10 protein-coding genes are annotated in these 18,045 nt (G+C 57.3%); 4 read left to right on the top strand and 6 right to left on the bottom strand.

Features of this window, described 5'->3' with window-relative positions; all coding sequences use genetic code 11:
* Window positions 1-3 precede the first annotated feature (3 nt).
* The 4 genes from VGL70_14845 (at window position 4) to VGL70_14830 (ending at window position 6,990) form a co-directional block, all read left to right on the top strand.
* Window positions 4-2,037, top strand: a complete 2,034-nt coding sequence (locus VGL70_14845) for a methyl-accepting chemotaxis protein (GenBank protein HEY3304807.1) — start codon at window positions 4-6, stop codon at window positions 2,035-2,037.
* A gap of 2 nt (window positions 2,038-2,039) precedes the next feature.
* Window positions 2,040-4,214 (top strand): hybrid sensor histidine kinase/response regulator, encoded by a 2,175-nt coding sequence (locus VGL70_14840; GenBank protein ID HEY3304806.1) that lies wholly within the window; start codon window positions 2,040-2,042, stop codon window positions 4,212-4,214.
* Window positions 4,215-4,309: 95 nt separating this feature from the next.
* Entirely contained in the window at window positions 4,310-5,374 is a 1,065-nt protein-coding gene (gene cheB / locus VGL70_14835) for a chemotaxis-specific protein-glutamate methyltransferase CheB (GenBank protein HEY3304805.1), read from the top strand.
* Window positions 5,359-6,990, top strand: a complete 1,632-nt coding sequence (locus VGL70_14830; protein HEY3304804.1) for a hybrid sensor histidine kinase/response regulator — start codon at window positions 5,359-5,361, stop codon at window positions 6,988-6,990. The genes cheB and VGL70_14830 overlap by 16 nt, the downstream gene beginning before the upstream one ends.
* Before the next feature lie 264 nt (window positions 6,991-7,254).
* Here the strand turns inward: VGL70_14830 and VGL70_14825 are convergent, their stop codons facing one another.
* The 6 genes from VGL70_14825 to VGL70_14800 all read right to left on the bottom strand — a co-directional run bounded on the left by VGL70_14825 (window position 7,255) and on the right by VGL70_14800 (window position 17,820).
* Window positions 7,255-9,990 (bottom strand): helicase-related protein, encoded by a 2,736-nt coding sequence (locus VGL70_14825; protein HEY3304803.1) that lies wholly within the window; start codon window positions 9,988-9,990, stop codon window positions 7,255-7,257.
* 29 nt (window positions 9,991-10,019) lie between these two features.
* Window positions 10,020-13,418 carry an N-6 DNA methylase gene (locus VGL70_14820; GenBank protein ID HEY3304802.1) on the bottom strand — a complete coding sequence of 1,133 codons (3,399 nt, stop codon included), beginning with the start codon at window positions 13,416-13,418 and terminating at the stop codon, window positions 10,020-10,022.
* Between the two features lie 6 nt (window positions 13,419-13,424).
* Window positions 13,425-14,039 carry a DNA-processing protein DprA gene (locus VGL70_14815; GenBank protein HEY3304801.1) on the bottom strand — a complete coding sequence of 205 codons (615 nt, stop codon included), beginning with the start codon at window positions 14,037-14,039 and terminating at the stop codon, window positions 13,425-13,427.
* 218 nt (window positions 14,040-14,257) lie between these two features.
* The gene (locus VGL70_14810; protein HEY3304800.1) at window positions 14,258-15,157 is read right to left on the bottom strand and encodes an ABC transporter permease; all 900 of its coding nucleotides are present in this window, start codon (window positions 15,155-15,157) and stop codon (window positions 14,258-14,260) included.
* 11 nt (window positions 15,158-15,168) lie between these two features.
* Entirely contained in the window at window positions 15,169-16,122 is a 954-nt protein-coding gene (locus VGL70_14805) for an ABC transporter permease (protein ID HEY3304799.1), read from the bottom strand.
* Between the two features lie 78 nt (window positions 16,123-16,200).
* Entirely contained in the window at window positions 16,201-17,820 is a 1,620-nt protein-coding gene (locus VGL70_14800; protein HEY3304798.1) for an ABC transporter substrate-binding protein, read from the bottom strand.
* Between the last annotated feature and the right edge of the window lie 225 nt (window positions 17,821-18,045).

The raw sequence follows: 18,045 nt of genomic DNA, 5'->3' as shown, positions 1-18,045 counted from the left end.
AAAATGAAAAGGTTTTGGCCGCGCGCCTTCTTTCAGAAGTTGATGCCCGCCACCGTAAGGGGGAAGCTCACGTTCTGGTTCCTGTTCCTGTCGCTGGGCCCGATTCTCGCGATCGGGATCATCGCCTACACCAGCAGCCGCGCGAGCCTCCAGGGAGAGATCGCCAACAAGCTCGACGCCGTCGCCGATAACAAGGCTTACATCCTCACCGCCTGGTTTAAAGCCCATTTGGCCGACGCGGGGAGCCTCTCCGCCAGTCAGGCGGTCAAGGATCTCGTTTCCCCCACATTCAGGGTGATCTATCCCAACCTCGCCGCAAAGACGGACGCCGAGAGAACCCAGAGGGTCAAGGACCTGATCGTCGCGCGGCAAGAGACCAACCCTTCCTACGTCGACGTGCTGATCGTCGATAGCGAAGGCAAAGTCCTCGTCTCGAGCTCCCGCATCCTGCCTCAGGAGGGAAAAAATCTGAGCGAGCTCGGCCTGGCCAAGCCGATCGGAAACGAGCTTGCCCACGTAACCCCGGTGTTTCTCTCCCCGATCGCCCAGCAGCACGTCATGATGGTCGTGAGTCCCGTCCACGACAACAATGCGAAGGTGGTCGGCCGCGTGATCCTCGAGGTCGAGCTCCGGCCCATCGATCGGCTGATCGACGAGCGCTCCGGCCTGGGACAGACCGGCGAAGCCGTCCTCATCGATCGCGAACTCAGGATGCTCACGCAGTCGCGCTTTTCCGAGCCATCGACGGTGCTCCAAACCGTTCCCGACAGCAACCCGATTCGTCTCGGCCTCCAGGGAAACAAGGGACATGAGTTCTTCAAAGACTACCGCGGCGTCCCGGCCATCGCTTCGTTCCGGCCTTTGCCTGAAATCGGCGCGGTCCTGATCGCAAAAATGGACGCTTCCGAAGGGCTGGCGCCGATCAATAAGCTGGGCTATGTGGTGGCGTCGATCATCGTCCTTACTTTCCTGGTGGTGGGATGGGCTTCGATCGTCATCGCCCGGACGATTTCCAACCCGATCCGGGAAGGCGTCGGCTTTGCCCGACAGGTCGCTCAGGGCGATCTCACCGTGACGCTCCCTGCTCACGATTCATCGGAGCTAGGAATGTTGTCCCTATCGCTCAACCAAATGGCCCAGGACCTCAGCCAGATCGTGATTCGCATCACCGAGATGGTCCAGAACACCAGCTCGGCGGCAAGCCAGATCTCCGCCGCCGCCGAAGAACAGGAGCGCACGGTGGCGTCGCAGGCGGCCTCGATCAACCAGGTCACGACCACGATCCAGGAGCTGGCTCAATCGTCCAATCAGGTGGGAAAAACGGCCGACGAGATGTCCGCGCAATGGCGCGAAGTGAGCCGGCTCACCGAAGAAGGCAACCGGGCGGTGCAAAAAGGCATCGACGAGATGAACCGCCTGAAGGTCCAATCCCAGGGAATCGCCCACAGCATTCTCAACCTGAGCGAGCAGATTCAGCGCATCAGCTCGATCGTTCTCACCGTGTCGAGCATCGCCGAGCAGACCAATATGCTGGCGCTGAACGCGGCCATCGAGGCCGCGCGCGCGGGCGAGCACGGCAAAGGCTTCGCCGTCGTCGCCACCGAGGTGCGCAAGCTCGCCGATCAAAGCCAGAAAGCGGCGGCGCAGATCGGCGCGATCATCCAGGAGATCCAGGCGGCAACGCAGAACACGATCCTGGCCGTGGAAGAGGGCAATAAAGGCGTCGAAGAAGGCGTCCGGCAGATCTTCCAGGCGGGCGAGACGCTTCAGGGCGTGACCGCGACGATCAAGCAGACCATGGGATCGGTGCAAGAAATCACCCTCGCCACGCGCCAGCAGGCCATCGGAGCGGACCAGGTCTCGGATGCGATGCGCGCGATCGATCAGGGCATGAGAGAGACCGTGATCGGGACGAAGGAAACCAACCTCGCCGCCTCTCAATTGATGACCCTCGGCCAATCGCTCGATCAGTTGGTCAAGCGGTTCCGCACCGCCGAGGGAGACCATTTCGAAATATTCGAGACCACCAAAAACTGAAAATGGAACCGGGCGATCAAGAATATCAGCGGCTGTTTCAGATCTACCGCGAGGAATGCGACGAGCACATCCAGAAGCTGAACGACGGCCTCCTCGCGCTCGAGCGCGCGCCCCAACAGGCGCCGATCGACGAGATCCTGCGCTCGGCGCATAGCTTGAAGGGCGCTTCGCGGATGATGGGATTTAAAAACCTCGAGATGCTCGCCCATTATCTCGAAACCCTGCTCACCCAGTTGAACCGCGGCGAAAGAGAAGCGACGCCGGCGATGATGGAGGCGATGTATCGCGACATCGACGCCGTGACTCAGGCTCTCGGCGCGTTGGTAGAAGGCGCGGAACCGCCGAGCATCGACGCGTTGATCGATGAGCTACGCGTCGCCGCCGGAGAAAAAACGCTCGACGCGACGATTCCAATCGCCGCGACCGCCGAATCCAAAGAACGCGTTCCCGCGGCAGAAGCGCGGGCGCCGGCGAGCCGCGACGGCGGCGGCGCCCTCAGCAGCATCCGGGTCCAGACCGACCGGCTGGACAACCTGATGAACCAGGCGGGAGAGCTTCTGGTCGCCAAGATCGAGGCACTGGACAATCTCCGGCAGATCGAAGACACACTGGACTCCTTGGAAGAATGGCGGCGCAGGCTCGCGCGCGAAACCCATAGCCCGTCTTTCGGCCGCATCGAAAGAGTCGGCGACGACCTTTCCCGAGCCCTGCAACGGCTTTCGGACAATACCCGCCGGCTGGAGCTTCTCGTCGACGGCATTCACGAAGGCGTGCGCGATTTGCGCCTGCTCCCGGTTTCCACGATCCTGGAGCCTTTTTTCAGGATGGTCCGCGACTTGAGCCACGAGCTGGGGAAAGAGGTGGAGCTCGCGCTGGAGGGGACCTCCACCCGACTGGACAAGAAAATCCTCGAAGAGCTGCGCGAGCCGCTCATTCATCTGGTGCGCAATTCCATCGATCATGGCATCGAGCCGCCCGAAGAACGGGAGCGAAAAGGAAAAGCCGCCTGCGGCAAACTCGTCATCAGCGCGCGCCAGGAAGGGACGAAGATCCTCGTCGTCGTCAAAGACGACGGCAAAGGGCTCGACCGCAAGGCCATCGCCGAGACTGCGGTCCGAAAGGGGCTCGCCTCGGCCGAGGAAATCCAGCGTTGGCCCGACGACGAGGTGCTGGATCTCATTTTTCATCCGGGATTTTCCACCGCCGCCGGAGTGACCGAGATCTCCGGGCGCGGCATCGGCCTCGATGCGGTCCTGGAGCGGCTGGAGAACCTCAAGGGCTCGATCGCGACGGAATCCAAACCCGGGGAAGGCGTGACCTTCACGCTGTCGCTGCCGCTCACCCTCAGCACGACCCACGCGCTGCTCTTCCAATGCGGCGGCGACGTCTTCTGCCTCCCGACCGACGCGCTGGAAAAAACCCTGCTCCTTGCGCCCGACGACATCGTCCACGTGGAAGGCAAAACCGCCGTCGTGATCGATGGGACTCCCCTCGCCTTCGCCTGGCTTTCCGATGTTCTCAACTTGCCTAAAGTCGATGTCGAACGGAAGGCCGCGATCCCCGCGCTTCTGCTGCAGGGCGGCAAAGGAAGAGTGGTGTTCGGCGTCGAAGCCCTGCTGGGAGAAGAGGAGGTCGTGGTGAAGGCCTTGGGAAAATTTTTCGGCCACGTCCCGCTGCTCTCCGGCGGGACCATTCTCGGCAAGGGCGAAATCGCGTTGATCCTAAGCCCGAACGAGCTGCTGCGCTCGGTCTCGCACCAGGCCAAGACCGCCGCCCCGATTTCGGTCCGCTCGATCGCGCCGCGTCCGGCGGCCAAGAAACGCGTGCTCGTCGTGGAAGACACGCTTACGACCCGCACGCTGGAAAAAAATATTCTGGAAGCGGCCGGCTTCGACGTGACGACGGCCGTGGACGGCGAGGACGGTCTGATCAAGCTGTACGAGAAAAGTTTCGACATCGTCGTGAGCGACGTCCAAATGCCGCGCCTCGACGGCTTCGCGCTGACCGAGAGGATAAAAAAAGACCAGCGCTTCAAAGACCTGCCCGTGATCCTGGTTACGGCGCTGCAAACCGAAGCGGACAAGAGACGCGGCATCGAGGCGGGCGCCGACGCCTACCTCACCAAGGCGGTCTTCGACCAGAAGCGTTTTTTGGAGATCGTCCAACGCTTCGCGTAAACAGAAAGAAGCGTGCTCGTGACTCGTGATCGTGCGCATAGCAGAACCCTCTTTACCAACACGAGCACGGACACGAACACGTCTTTTAATTTCTTATGATTAAAGTTTTGATCGCCGACGATTCACCCTCGATCGCCGCCATGATGCGGGATCTATTGAGCCAGGATCCCGACCTCGAGGTCGTGGGCTGGGCAAAAACCGGCCAGGAAGCCATCGATCTCAGAAATTCGCTGAATCCGGACGTCATGACGATGGACCTCAACATGCCGCTCATGGGCGGGCTGGAAGCGACGAAAATCATCGCTTCGACCCGTCCGGTTCCTATTCTGGTCGTGAGCCAAATGATCGAAAGCCGCGACTCGGAGGTGGCCTTCGAAGCGCTCCGGTGCGGCGCGGTGGACATCATGGGCAAGCCGAGCGGCATCGGACCGGGAGGATTCTCTCAGATCGGCGAGGAGTTGATATTCCGCGTCAAAACCGTGGCGCACGTCCATCCGATGCGGTTGGTCAACAAACCCGCGCCGCCCTCCGCAGCGCCAAGGACCGAGGTCAATCGGCCCGCCAAAGCCGAAGTGGTGATCATCGGCGCCTCGACCGGCGGCCCCCCGGCGCTGGCCAAAATCTTAAAAGCCCTGCCCCATTACTTCCCGATCCCGATCGCCATCGTGCAGCACATTGCGCCCGGCTTCGTTGCCGGCTTGCGGCAATGGCTCGAGCGCGAGTCCTCGCTGCCGGTAAGGCTCGCCGTCCACGGAGTCTCGCTCCGCAACGGGAACGTCTATATCGCGCCGGACAACCATCACCTCGAAATCAGCGCGGGAAAGAAATTCACCCTCACCGACGACCCGCCGCTTCAAGGACATCGCCCCTCCGTGGATCGCCTTATGGAATCGGCGGCGCAAATCTACGGCGCGGAGGCGATCGGCGTCTTGTTGACCGGGATGGGAAAAGACGGGGCTCAAGGATTGAAAAAGATCCGCGCCGCCGGGGGGCGGACGATCGTTCAGGACGAGGCCAGCTCGCTCGTCTTCGGCATGCCGCGGGAAGCCATGATCACCGGCGCAGCGGAAATCGTCAGTCCCCTGGAAAAGATCGCCGACGAGATCATCCAGGCAGCCTTCCTGAGAGAGGAGGGAAAAACCGCATGGCCGCAAAAATAGTGGTCGTCGACGACAGCCGTACGCAGCGCAGCACGATCGCCTTGGCCCTCGAGCGCCGGGGCTACCAGGTGGTGCAGGGGAGCAACGGCCTGGAGGCATTTCACCTCGTTCAAAGCGAGAGCCCGGATCTCCTCGTCTCGGACATCGTGATGCCCGAGCTGACCGGCTATCAGGTCTGCCGGCTCTTGAAGAACGACTCCGCGACGGAGGACCTGCCCATCATATTGCTTACGACCCTGGACCAGCAGGAACACCGCTTTTGGGGCAAGGAGGCCGGCGCCGACAGCTACGTACTCAAAGGGACCGGCACGGGGCCACTCGAACAAGAGGTCGCCCGACTCCTGGCGGAGAAAAAGCGCAAGACGACGAACAAGCCCGTCTCCAAGGGCGCCGTGCCGTTCGCGCGCCAGACCGCACACGCGCGCCTGACCGATTTGCTGGACCGTCTTCTGTTCGAGGCGACCATCAGCAATCGCATCCGCGAGACCGGCCGCTCGACCAGCGACCTCATCGCCGTGTTAAACAATTTCTTCGAATTTTTTAAATCCCTCATCGATTATCAGATCGCCGTGCTCTCGATGCGCGCGCCCAATGGGCCGATGACGATAGTCCACTTTGCGGAGCGGGTTCCGGCCGCGTGGCTGGAAATTGCCCGGCAGACCCTGCTGGAAGAAAATCTCGTGCCGCCGCGGGATAAAGAGTCGCCGCGGATGAATATGCTCAACCCCGAGCTGCTGAGCGCCGAGGCGCCGGCGGAGAGGAGGAAGCTCGCCATGCTTTCGGCGCGCTTTTCCGCCGCCGTCGAAGGCGGTCTATCGGTCTTTACCGCCAACCGCTCGCTCTACACGGACGAAACCCGGCAGACGCTCGCGATCGCCGCCCGCGAGCTGGAGCCGATTCTCGCCTCCAAGCTTCAAGCCCAGGAACTGGAAAAGCTCAAGGCGGATTTCACCGCCATGATCGTCCACGATCTCAGGGCGCCGCTTACGGCGATCATGTCGAGCGCCGCCATCGTCGAAGACGGTCTGGTCGGTCCTGTCACCAATGATCAAAAGACCTGGCTATTCAAGATCAGCGCCAGCAGCCGCAACTTGTTGAACCTCATCAACGACTTTCTCGATCTCTCCAAGATCGAAGCCGGCCGGCTGGAATTGATCAAGGAGGAAGTGGACGTGGAGCGACTGATCCGCGCGAGCCTCGACGATTACGTTATCTTGGCCCGGGAGAAAAAGATCTCTCTCACCGGCCGCACCGAACCGCCTCTGTCTCGAGTCAACGCTGATCCCGCGCGCCTGGGACAGGTCTTTACCAACCTGATCAGCAACGCCATCAAGTTTACCCGCGAGGGCGGCACGATCGAGGTCGGCGCCGCGCAGAAAAACGAGGGCGAGACGACGATTTGGGTCAAAGACAGCGGCGCTGGAATTCCGGCGCACGAAATGGGCGACCTGTTCGAGAAATACCGCCAGACCCAAAGCGGCAAGACCTCCAAGCACAAAGGCACGGGGCTCGGGCTCGCCATCTGTAAAATGATCGTCGAGTCGCACGGGGGCAGGATCTGGGCGGAAAGCCAGGAGGGCAAAGGCGCGACGTTCTTCTTCTCGCTGCCAAAATAAAACCTGGTGGAATCGAAGGCAGGTAAACCTGAGAGTCCGGGTCATTCGGCACTTAAGGAACAACCTCGCAGCAAGCTGCGGGAGATCGAGAGGCCCCTCGGATAATTTATCCCAAGTTGTCACCCCCGAATGTTATAATCGGGGGTCCAGTCCGAAGTTCGCCTGGATTCCCGCTAAAAGCACGCGGGAATGACGGGCTCTGGCGGGGCTACGAACCAACACCGCCCAGCAAGCGGCGGGGAATTAACCCACGGCGCTGAAAACTCACGACCCTATCGCGACCAAGGCGAGATTAAGCAAGGATACGTCCTCTTCCCAATCCCAGATAGTTTTAACCTGTTTCTGAAGGCGTGCCTTTGCGATTTCAAAGGCATCGCTGGGTTTGAGGTTCACTTCGATTTCTCCGCCGAGCGAATCGCTATAGCGTTCCAAACACAACTTCGCTGTCATATCGTCGATCGTACCGTCATCTCCGACAAAGATGGGATGGAGCGCAAACAAAAACTCCTCATGATCATCCCGGTGAATTCGTTGCCGGACGATGAAATTAAAAGCGTATCCGCAGGCCGGGCCCGCTTTCACGTCCCGGATATGCCGTCGAGCGCAATAACCGCCAAATTTCACGTCCCCGCAAGTCTTGAGCATGCTATCGACAAAGGGATGGCCCAGCGCAAAAAAGGTAAGGTCAGGGTTTTCTATGGCCGCTTTGCGGTCAAAGGTCACTTTGGTAAACCGCTCGTCGATGCCGGGCCCGCGCAGGTCTTCCGGCGTGAGGAATTCAAACAAACCGTCTTTCTTCTGAACCTGGCGGTGATGGTGCTGCAAGAACCGCTCGGTCAATTCCCTCAACGCCTCAAGGTCCACGTCCGCTTTCAGTTCCCTTTCGTAATTGGCGAAGGAATAGCCGGAGACATCTCGGAACAAGCTGTTGGTCGCTATCTCATACGCAAGCTGGGCTTTTTTGACCCCCTCTTCTATCTCTTCTTTGGATTGTTCGATGTCCTGCTCGACGATGGCGCGCTTGTAGATCGAGTTGTAATCCACCTCGCTCTCCAGTTGACCGAGCATCGTGGTTTTGATGTCCTCCGGGTCTTCCCCGGTGACTTTCGCTAAAGCCTTCGCGGCAATTTCAATTTTTTGTTCGAGGAAGCCGTAGATTTTATCCTCCACGGTTTCTTTGCCTCTGAAGTTGTAGATTTGAACTCTCTTGGTTTGGCCGAAGCGGTAGATGCGCCCCACGCGCTGCTCGATCCTCATCGGGTTCCAAGGCAGGTCGTAATTCACGAGGACGTGACAGAATTGAAGGTTGATGCCTTCGCCGCCCGACTCGGTGCTGACCATAAAGCGGACGTTTTCATTCTCTCGGAACCGCTGCACGCTGGTTTTCCGCTGGTCCAGTTTCATGTCGCCGTTGATCACTACGACCGAGCCTTTGCCAAAGCTCTTTTCCAACTCCTCGACCAGATGGTCCTGAGTTCTCCTGTACTCCGTGAAGACCAAAACCTTCTCTTGCTCCCCTCTCTCGCTTTCGCTGAAGACCCGCTTGATCAATTGCTTCAGCTCGACGAGCTTTCGATCCTGCTTGACCGGCATGGCGATCAGCCGTTCCAATTGCACAAGCTCGTCTTTAACGAACTCTTCCTCGGTCTTGAGCCGCCAAGCGGCCTTCTCTTCCATCTCGCCTTCGAAGCGCTCGTCCGCCTCCTCAAGAAGCGATTCCAAGCGATCGACGGAATCGGGCAGCCGGCGATATTTATCTTGTAGGCGCATTTTCCGGCCATAAAGAGCCGCCTTGATTGCATGCGTCGAGCTGGAAGCTAGTTTCTGGAAAACCGTGAGCACGAAGCCGATCGCGAGTTTCTTGTTACGATCCTTAAGGTGTTCCACCATGCGATAACCGGCGGAGATATAACGGCTGACTTCCTTGTAGAATTCCGCCTCGTCCTTGAACATGGGGAAGCGGAGCGGATGCGTATCGCGGCCGCGGAAGATTTTTCTTCCTTGGGAATCCGTCACGTTGAGCTTCGGTGTCCGTAAGATGTAGTCCTTGTAGGGCCGATAGCCGTTGCCTCTCGGTTCCCTGACGGCATAGTTCCAAAGCGTTACCTGGCCGTCTTCCAAGCCGCCGAAATCGATCTCGTTATCCAGCAATCCGAGCAGATGGCGAAAGCGCGAATGGGTCGCGTCTCCCTGATGCGGAGTGGCGGTCAACAAAAGCAAGGCGTCCGTGTGTTCTCCCAGATCCTCGGCCAGGCGGTAATTCTGCGTCTTCTCCGTTTTGGCTTCTCCGTAGTCTCTCGCGCTCAAACGGTGCGCCTCGTCGAAGATGATCAGATCCCACTTGCGGTTTTCGAGAAGCTTTTCCTTGTGCTCCTTGCGCTTCAGGCAATCGAGCGACGCGATCGCGCACGCCTTCAGGTCCCAGATGCGCGGGTTGATCGTGTGAAAGTCGCGCTGGAAGATTTCAAAGAACTGCCCGAACTTGTCCTGCATCTCCTCCTGCCATTGAACCGTCAGTCCCGCCGGACAAATGATCAAAGTTCTTTTTGCCTGACCGCGTTGGGCCAATGCCTGCCAGATCATCCCCGCCTCGATGGTTTTGCCGAGACCAACCTCATCGGCAAGCAAAAACCGTCTCTTTGGGCTGCTTACAACTTTATGGGCCGCAAAAATTTGGTGCGGTAGTATTTCCGTTCGGGCGTCGCTCAATTGTCCGCCGATGTTTCCCGTCAGGAACCGCGCGGCCATCTGCCTAAGATCGAAGCGCCACGTCTCTTTTTCCCATTGGCCCTTTAAAGCCAGCTCCAAAGGGGCCGGCACCCTCTCTGCTTCTTCTATCTTCAGTAGTTTGGTATGCGCATAAAGCGGCGGTTCCGAGAAAAGCCCGGGCGAGTACTCGACCTTCGCAATTCCGTTCTTCACCATCAGCACCCGCCCAGCGCCGTAAGGCCGGAGGCTTGGATTAGTGCCGATTACAGAGTCGCCTACTTGAAGGTCCATTTTCTTACTCAAAGCCGACAGACTGAAAATTATTTTTCCTTGAGGGTTTTCTGGATTTGCTCAAGTTCTTTCGATGTGATGTCCCACATCCCCGCCGCCACCTGATCAATCTCCAATTCTATCTTCGGTAGATCATCCGTCCTCTTCGCCGTAGTCAATTCGTGCACTTGCACCGAGAGTTCAGAAAGAGTTTTATGAGTCTTATCTTGGAAGTTAAACCTCGGAACAGCAATATTACTGAGAATTGAAGGAGCACCGAATCCGCGCCCTCCCGAGGAAAACGACTTGAGCAGTGCCCCAACAAGCGACGAATTCATAAGTGCACAAACATAGTGTGCCTCTGTCCCAACCTGGAATGAAGCATAGGACGTAGTACCAGTGCAAGGAATTACTACTTGGAGCGGCGTAGACTTCCCACTAGCGTGAAAGGCATGAGTGGAAACCACCGCAGCCTTCATTTGATTCGCCCCCATCTGCCAAACCACCTTGAATGGGGAGAAACTGTAGGGGCCCACATTAAAAAGTGTATAGAAGGGAGCCTCAGAAACATCGTACAGCGCTCCGCCGTCTGACAATTGCTCGCGCAACCGAAAATATTTTTGATTCTTACCTTGCTGGTCTGTAGTCAGAAGTGCCTTCGAGTGTTGCGGTTTGGCAAAGTAGCGCCAGTATTTTTCCCGTTTAAGAGCCGAATCCTGCAAGGTCCGGAGAAAGGCATATGTTTTAGGGCTGTTAGTTTTAACCTCAGACTCCGAGGGTATGTCAGCCCGCTTTGTACTCTTATTTATGATGATCGCCGCATAAACTGGGTTTGCCATCCAGCGGTGTATATCTTTTCCTCTCACAGCAGGATACAGATAGGTATTTTCAATTGCCTGCGGAGGAAGTTTGGGAATACTTGCGTCACCAAGTTCAGGCAAGTTTGATACAAGTACAGTATCTGGACTTATGACCTGCGTCATCTCGACGAGAAACACTCCATACGGGTCAACTGAAACGCCACATCTTGCTCGGTAACTTCCACGCCCTTTTATTTTGTCCAAGACTTGATTCTGGGCGGGTGACGCGGTTTGCCATGCGCTTGTTGGACTGCTTATCGGCTTGGCAGAGAGTACTTCGCACTCGATGAATTTTAAAACTTCATCTAGAGGCAGGCTATTATCAATCTGGCGGATGCCTGCCCGTTTTTTCCACACGTAGTAGGGAATGGGGTATGCGGTCTCCTTGCCCTTTTCGACAATAATAAGACCAGCTTTATTGCCCGCTTCGAATGGACTGACTTTTACGAAGTCGTGGAATGTACAGAGTTGGAAAGGTACACCCTCTAGTCCTAGTCTGAATCGTCGAAAACCTTCACCAGCTCCCTTAGATTTTACGACCTCCTGTGTTATCAGGAAACCCATTTTGCCGTGATCAAGCAAGTAAGAATCAATACAGGCGTACGTAAACAGCATGGAGAAGTCCAATTCGCCTGTTCCCATGATAGCTTCAAGGCCCTTCTTGGCGAGAAGCCCGTATTTCCTCCATAGGTGCTTTGCTTGATCCCGGTAGTCTTCAGGTAGGTAACCCCAGCGAATCCATGGTGGGTTCCCAATCACGTAATCAACCCGTTCGGTAAACAGAGGCGCGAAGCTGTTCTTGATGATCCGCGCCCAGATGTCGTTTTGATTTTGCTTCTTGAGCTTGACAACTTGGCGGTAGAGCACCTTATGCAACTCTTCAGACTCCAGTGGAATCCTCTGGCCCTTCAATCGGCTGATAAACTCATCCTCCGAGTAATCGTTTCTGACGCAATGCTCCAGCTCCTCCGTGTATGCAGCTACTGTCTGCCGGCTTTGGGAGATCTCGGTCGGAATCATAAATCGGTCAGCACTCGTTTTCAGTTCCTTGACCTTTCCAATGCCGCCAGTAACAGTTCCCTCTTTCGTAATTAACTCGCCATACTCAGCAGGCGTCATAATCGAATCGCAGAGATAAATCGGAAGCTCAATTTCACCCCCAAGTTTTAACAGCTCGCGCAATGCGAGGAGATAGTTTGTTCTCGCAGCCATGACAGCGAGCGGGTTCAAATCGAAGCCGATAATGTTGTTGAGAATCTTGGGCAGCAGTTCGTGCTTGGGAATCATATGCTTGTCGGCATATTCCCGGACTTTATTGATCGCCATCACCAGGAAGGTCCCGCTACCGCAAGCTGGATCGAGAACCCTTTTGTCGGGATCGCCGTCATAGCCGACTCGTTCGATGACAACCTCAGCCAACCAGTCGGGTGTGTAGTATTCGCCGAGATCGTGGCGGACCGTCTTTGGAAATAGTTGCTGGTAGAGTTTCTTTAGGAGGTCGCGGGATTCGATAGGGTCGATGCTTAGAGTTTTAGGATCGTACTCGTCGAGAGCTGCCACCATCTGGCGGATGATTCTTTCGACGTCGTTATCCCATGCATCCAGGTACCAACTGAACAGGTCGCCTTCCAAGAAATTCTTAATGCCAAGGTGGCGGTAGATGCCGCCGTCCTCCAGTTCTCGCAGCTCCCCGCGCAATCTTTCCGAGGACCCCGTTTGATGCAGCCGCGCGAGAAACGATGCGCTCAAAGGGTTAAACGTGGTGGCGATCTCTGCAGCCAGGAATTTCATGAAAAGCGCATAGTAGCTGTGAACGGCAAAGAGGAGAGCGGCTGGGTTCGGGTCTTTCCCGACGCCGTAGAATTCGCCTAGTTGTTTTATCTTGCTGCTGGGGTTCTTAATGTCATAACCGCAGACCTCACCGAAGAGAATTCTCCACTGGTCGAAGAGGACCTTGGCCTTGGGATACTTTTCCGGCTCCTTTTCGGCTTCGCGGATGCGCCAGTAAAGTTTTTCGATTCCCTCGCGGGCCAGCTTGCGCTCGCTCTCTGCGCCGAAATCTCCGGCCAAATAGTCGGCAAGGAATGGTTTACCGGCAACGCCGAGACTTGAGAGCTTTCTGAGGAAATCCTCTACGACATGAACGGATCGCTCTCTGGCAGGACTGATCTCCCAGCGACCGCTCCGGTATCTCGCGGTGATGAAAAAGTTGCCATCTGTCCCGACTCCGAAAAGTTCTTTGGGATCTCGCTTCAGCTCGGACTTGAACGCCTTTGCTCGCTCTTGAAGCTGCTTGATAACTTCTCGGTTTCCCGGCGTATCGTTCGACTCTTTCAGCCGGCCGGGCTTTTTGTACTCGATAAAAACGTAATCATAGACCGAGTCGGCCCGGCCTTTGCCGATCGTTACCTCGTGGTGACCTTTCAACTCCGGAAGATCGGCCTCCTTGCGAAACACCTCGATGGCCTTCTCGCATTCGATGCGAAGGTCTTCTTCCGAATCGGCGAACGAAACCGCCGCTTCGATCTGTTCGCAAACTATCGGCGCCTGCTCGGTGATGATGTCTTCAAGTGTCTTTGCAGTGGCCATAGTTTCTCATTGAAAGGCTTGGCTGATGTTTTCAAACGTCGCCGGCAAAACGCCGGAAGCCAACAAATCCTGGTTGACTCGATGATCAATCGCAAAAACCGGTTTGCCGAGCTTCACAGCGCCTTCGGCGAGCTTTGCGGACGCACTGCGAGGAGGCGCTGACAGCACCAGCAACGCCCTGGCGAGACTCAAGAATATCTCGTTCCGTCTTAACGAGGCATCTCTGCTGATCCGCCTCGCCTTTGGGCTACAGTGTGTCAGCAACAATCCGCGTCCCTGAGCGACGACCGTCCGGACATCTTCCAACGGCACGAATTTTTCCAGAGTCTTGGCAACGCAAAACACAATCGGAGCGCGACCACGAAGTAGAATCCGCAGCGCTTCTTCTTCAAGCGGAGAGTGCCACCCTCCAATGAAGGTAACCTTGATCGAGGTCAACTGTTCAATCAGTTCAGCGGTTTTTAGCGCCAAGTCCGGCTCAATCTCTCTAGCCGAAACTACCCCCAGAAGCTGATTCTTAAGGAGTGCGAGCTCTCCACAATACCAAAGCTTCGGAACTCCTCCGCCGAAAGTCGATTCTAGCTCATCTGGCGGAACGACAAGCGGAGCCGGAGTCAGCATGAAGGCCCTTGAGCGTATCGTTCAATCTGCCTTACTCGACATGTTTTCCGCGAATCTTACGCGATTTGCGGGGAACCTGGCAAGGCTCAAATACAGGCGATAGGCACAGCTGGCTCCCTCGCACTTCGACGGGCTCAGTGCGAACGGACTACGAAAACGCCGTTCGTGGTGAGCTTGTCGAACCAGAACGGCGTTGCCAAATTAAGTGAACCAGTCCACTAGGACACCCGGAGCTTCGGGTCGAGCGCGTCGCGGAGAGAATCGCCGAAGAGATTAAAGGCGAAAACCGAGAGGCTGATCGCGATGCCGGGAAAAATCGCCATCCACGGCGCGCGCTCGGCGAATTCCACGGCAGCGCCGCGGAGCATCAGTCCCCACGCCGCCACCGGCTCGGCCACGCCGAGGCCGAGAAAAGAGAGCGAAGCTTCGAGCAAAATCGCCTGGCCGAGGAACGCCGTGAGCATGATGAGATAAGGCGCCATGACGTTCGGCAGCATGTGGCGGAAAATAATCCGCGTGTGGCCGAAGCCCAAAGCACGCGCCGCATCGATGAACGGAGTCTGTCGGAGAGAGAGCGCGCTGCTGCGCGCGACCAGGGCAGAGCGCGGAATCATCGGCACCATGATGGCTAAAATCACATTGACCGTGCCGATTCCTAGAACCGCAACGACCACCAAGGCCAGCACGATCAATGGGAACGAGAGCAAGAGGTCCATGAAGCGCTGAACGATCAGATCGACCTTGCCGCCGAAGTAAGCGCTGGTGACCCCGATAATAGCGCCTAGAGTCGCGCCCCAAAAGGAAGAGCAAAAGCCCACGAGGAGAGCCGTCCGCGCCCCGTAAATGACGCGCGTTAAGACATCGCGGCCGAAGGCGTCGGTGCCGAACCAATGAGCCCAACTCGGCGCCTGAAGCATGGCAGCATAATCGGTCGTCAACGGGTCATAAGGAGAGATGAGACCCGCCAGCAGGGCCGCGACGATCATGATGACGATGATCGCCGCTCCGGCGGCGCCGAGCGGTCGGCGGCGGGCGAAGCGCAAAGCCACGACGGCCCAGCGATTCAACGACAGTGTTCTGGAAAACGAATGGGCGGCGACGGCCGTTTCTCCGGACATAGGCGAGCCCGCTATTGGTAGCGGATGCGCGGATCCAGCCACGCGTTGACGAGATCGACAATGAAGTTGACGAAGATAAACACAAAGGAAGTCAGCAGCACGAGACTCTGCACCATCGTGTAGTCCCGCTGGCTGATCGCTTCGACAAAGAGCTTGCCGATGCCGTTCAAGTTGAATACCTGTTCCGTCACGACCAAGCCGCCGACGAGAAACGCAAACTCGAGACCGAGCACCGTGATGACCGGCAGCAGTGCGTTCTTGAGCGCGTGGCGCGTCAGCACGACTTTCTCCCACAGCCCCTTCGCCCGCGCCGTACGGATGTAATCCTCGTGCAGCACCTCCAGAACCGCCGAACGCGTCATGCGCGTGGCTACAGCCGAATAACGATACCCCACGGCCAGCGCGGGCCAGAGGAGCTGCGTGAGATTCGCCTTGGGATCGACCCAAAACGAGGTGAAGGTCAAAGGCGGAAGCCATTTAAAGAAGATGATGAAAACAAGAATGATGAGGATGCCGAGCCAGAAAGAGGGGATGGCCAGACCGGCGATGGAGAAAACCCTGACGAAATAATCGATCCAGGTGTCCTGTTTGAGGGCCGCCAGAGTTCCGAGAGGAATGGAGATGAGAACGGCGACGAACGTCGCCATGAGCGCAAGTTCGAGGCTCAGTTCGAGACGGATCGCGACCTCGTGAGCGATCGGCCTCCCGGTCCACATGGAAGTGCCGAAGTCGAAGCGGACGATGCCCCACATCCAGCTTACGAATTGCCGCCAGAGCGGCTTGTCGAGACCGAGCTGCTTCCGCTCCACCTCGATGACCTGCCTGGGCGCGAAGGTGCCGCTGCCCGCGTACTTGAGTTCGACGATGTCGCCCGGCAACACTCGCAAGAGCAGAAAAACCAGAGCCGCGACTCCGAGCAGCGTCGGAATCATCAACAAGAGGCGTTTAAGAATGTACTGCCACATCTCAAGGCAAAAGGTAAAAGGTATGAGTAAAAACGAGCTGCATCGTTTTTGCCTTTTTACCTTTTCCTTTTTACTTGGTTATTCGGCGATCCAAACGTCCCTCAGGTCCTGGTTCACGTAATGGCTCGGCGTGATCTTCCAGCCTTTGACTTTCGCCCAATGCGGGACAATGCGCTGCCACCACAGGATGTGGAATTGGTATGCTTGCTCGTCCAGCACTCTCTTTTCGAACTGTCTCAGAACCTTCAGACGATCGGCAAGCGCCGTCATGCGGCTCTGCCTGTCGTATAGCTCGTCCAACTCGTCGTCGTTATAGCGGGCGTAATTCAGAGAGCTTTTCTTGGCGCTCAGAAACTTTTGCAGTTGCAGATCCGGCTCGTCCATGAAATCGCAGGCAAAATCGATCGCGGCGTCGTAGTTCCCCTGGCGCAAATCGTTGAAGTAGGTATTCTCTTCCTGCGCGACGTGGTTGACGTTGAGACCGATCTGCCGCCATTGATCGATGGCGTAGACCCCCGTAACCTCGTAGGGCTCTTTCACGTTGCGGTTCTTGAGCGTAAAAGAAAATCCCTCGGCCACTCCGGCTTCTTTGAGCAAGCGGCGGGCTTCCTTGCGCGACGCGTCGATGTTCTTACTGAAGCCAGCCACTTTGGTGAGCTCCGCTTCCGGCGTCGCGAACTGCGAGCCCGGACGGAAAACTCCGCCGACGTACTTCATCAGCGAGATTTGGGAGAGCGCCTTGGACGCGCCCCAGCGATCGATGGCGAGACTCAAGGCGCGGCGCACGCGCGCGTCGTTGAAGGGTTTCTTCTCGCTGTTCATCGTGACCGTCAGATTGCAAATCCAGGGGCTTTCCTGGACGACGGCGTTTTTCCCCACGGTTTTCGTAACGTCAGCGAGCGCTGCGGGGTTAAAACCGCGGAACTCGATGAGCGCCTGGCCGCTCCGGACCGCGGCGACGCGTGGCGCCGTGTCGCGAATGAAAATAGCCTTGAAGCCGTCCAGGTAGGGGCGGTCTTTCATATAGTAGTTGGGATTCTTCTTGCCGATCCAGTGCGAGCCGGCCACGTGCTCGACGAAAACGAACGGTCCCGAGCCCATGATGTTCTTCTCGTACCAGCGCGGGTCTTGACTGAGTTTCTCGGCGCTGTAAATAAAATTCCACGGCGAAGCCAGGTTGGCGATGAACGAGGCCGACAACTGCTTCAGCTCAAAGACCACGGTGGCGGGGTCCGGCGCCTCTATTTTTTTCACGACCGCATAAGAGGCTTGCCGGGCGCTGGCCACACCTTCCCGCGGAAAAATAATTTTGTCGTAAGTTGCTTTCACATCTCTGGACGTGAGATCGCTTCCGTCATGGAACTTGATCCCCTTGCGAATCTTGAACGTGTAGGTAAGCCCGTCTTTGGAGATCGTCCATTTATCCTCCGCCACGTCGCCGATTATTTTTGGGTACGCCTGCGGGTCGAAGCGTAGAAGCGTGCTGTAGTGAGGCGAGACCGGATGCAGCATCGCAAAAGTAGTTTCCCGGTGACCGTCGAAGGAGGGAGGCGTGCCACCCACGGCGAAGACGAGCTCGCCGCCGGTGCGGACCTTCTCCGCCTGCGCGGCTTCGGCAGGCGGCGAGAAAATCAGCATCGCCAGAAAAAGAATCGCGCCGCATGTAACGGCAATGAGCCGTCCGGTTTTGTCACTCATCGTTGAGTACCTCCTTTAGGGTCTACGACCATCGCCCCGCTTGAGCAGCCGGACACCAGTGTCGTTGCGAATACCTAGTCCATCTCCGTTCGCAAAGTCAAGAGTTTGCCAGAGGTACCACAAAGGCCGGGAACGCGGTCCGCCTCTTCGCCGGGCGCTACGCATAATGCTTGACTGCCTCCGATCGCCAATACTATGATCGCGCCACACGGAAAATGAATTGAA

The organism is Candidatus Binatia bacterium (assembly GCA_036504975.1).
Classification (GTDB): Bacteria; Desulfobacterota; Binatia; order UBA9968; family UBA9968; genus JAJPJQ01.
This window is presented reverse-complemented; position numbering and strand designations above follow the sequence as displayed.

Excerpts from the sequence above, each read along its gene's own strand:
- VGL70_14845 (HEY3304807.1), top strand. The coding sequence starts at position 4 with ATGAAAAGGTTTTGGCCGCGCGCCTTCTTTCAGAAGTTGATGCCCGCC.
- VGL70_14840 (HEY3304806.1), top strand. The coding sequence starts at position 2,040 with ATGGAACCGGGCGATCAAGAATATCAGCGGCTGTTTCAGATCTACCGC.
- cheB (HEY3304805.1), top strand. The coding sequence starts at position 4,310 with ATGATTAAAGTTTTGATCGCCGACGATTCACCCTCGATCGCCGCCATG.
- VGL70_14830 (HEY3304804.1), top strand. The coding sequence starts at position 5,359 with ATGGCCGCAAAAATAGTGGTCGTCGACGACAGCCGTACGCAGCGCAGC.
- VGL70_14825 (HEY3304803.1), bottom strand. The coding sequence starts at position 9,990 with ATGGACCTTCAAGTAGGCGACTCTGTAATCGGCACTAATCCAAGCCTC.
- VGL70_14820 (HEY3304802.1), bottom strand. The coding sequence starts at position 13,418 with ATGGCCACTGCAAAGACACTTGAAGACATCATCACCGAGCAGGCGCCG.
- VGL70_14815 (HEY3304801.1), bottom strand. The coding sequence starts at position 14,039 with ATGCTGACTCCGGCTCCGCTTGTCGTTCCGCCAGATGAGCTAGAATCG.
- VGL70_14810 (HEY3304800.1), bottom strand. The coding sequence starts at position 15,157 with ATGTCCGGAGAAACGGCCGTCGCCGCCCATTCGTTTTCCAGAACACTG.
- VGL70_14805 (HEY3304799.1), bottom strand. The coding sequence starts at position 16,122 with ATGTGGCAGTACATTCTTAAACGCCTCTTGTTGATGATTCCGACGCTG.
- VGL70_14800 (HEY3304798.1), bottom strand. The coding sequence starts at position 17,820 with ATGAGTGACAAAACCGGACGGCTCATTGCCGTTACATGCGGCGCGATT.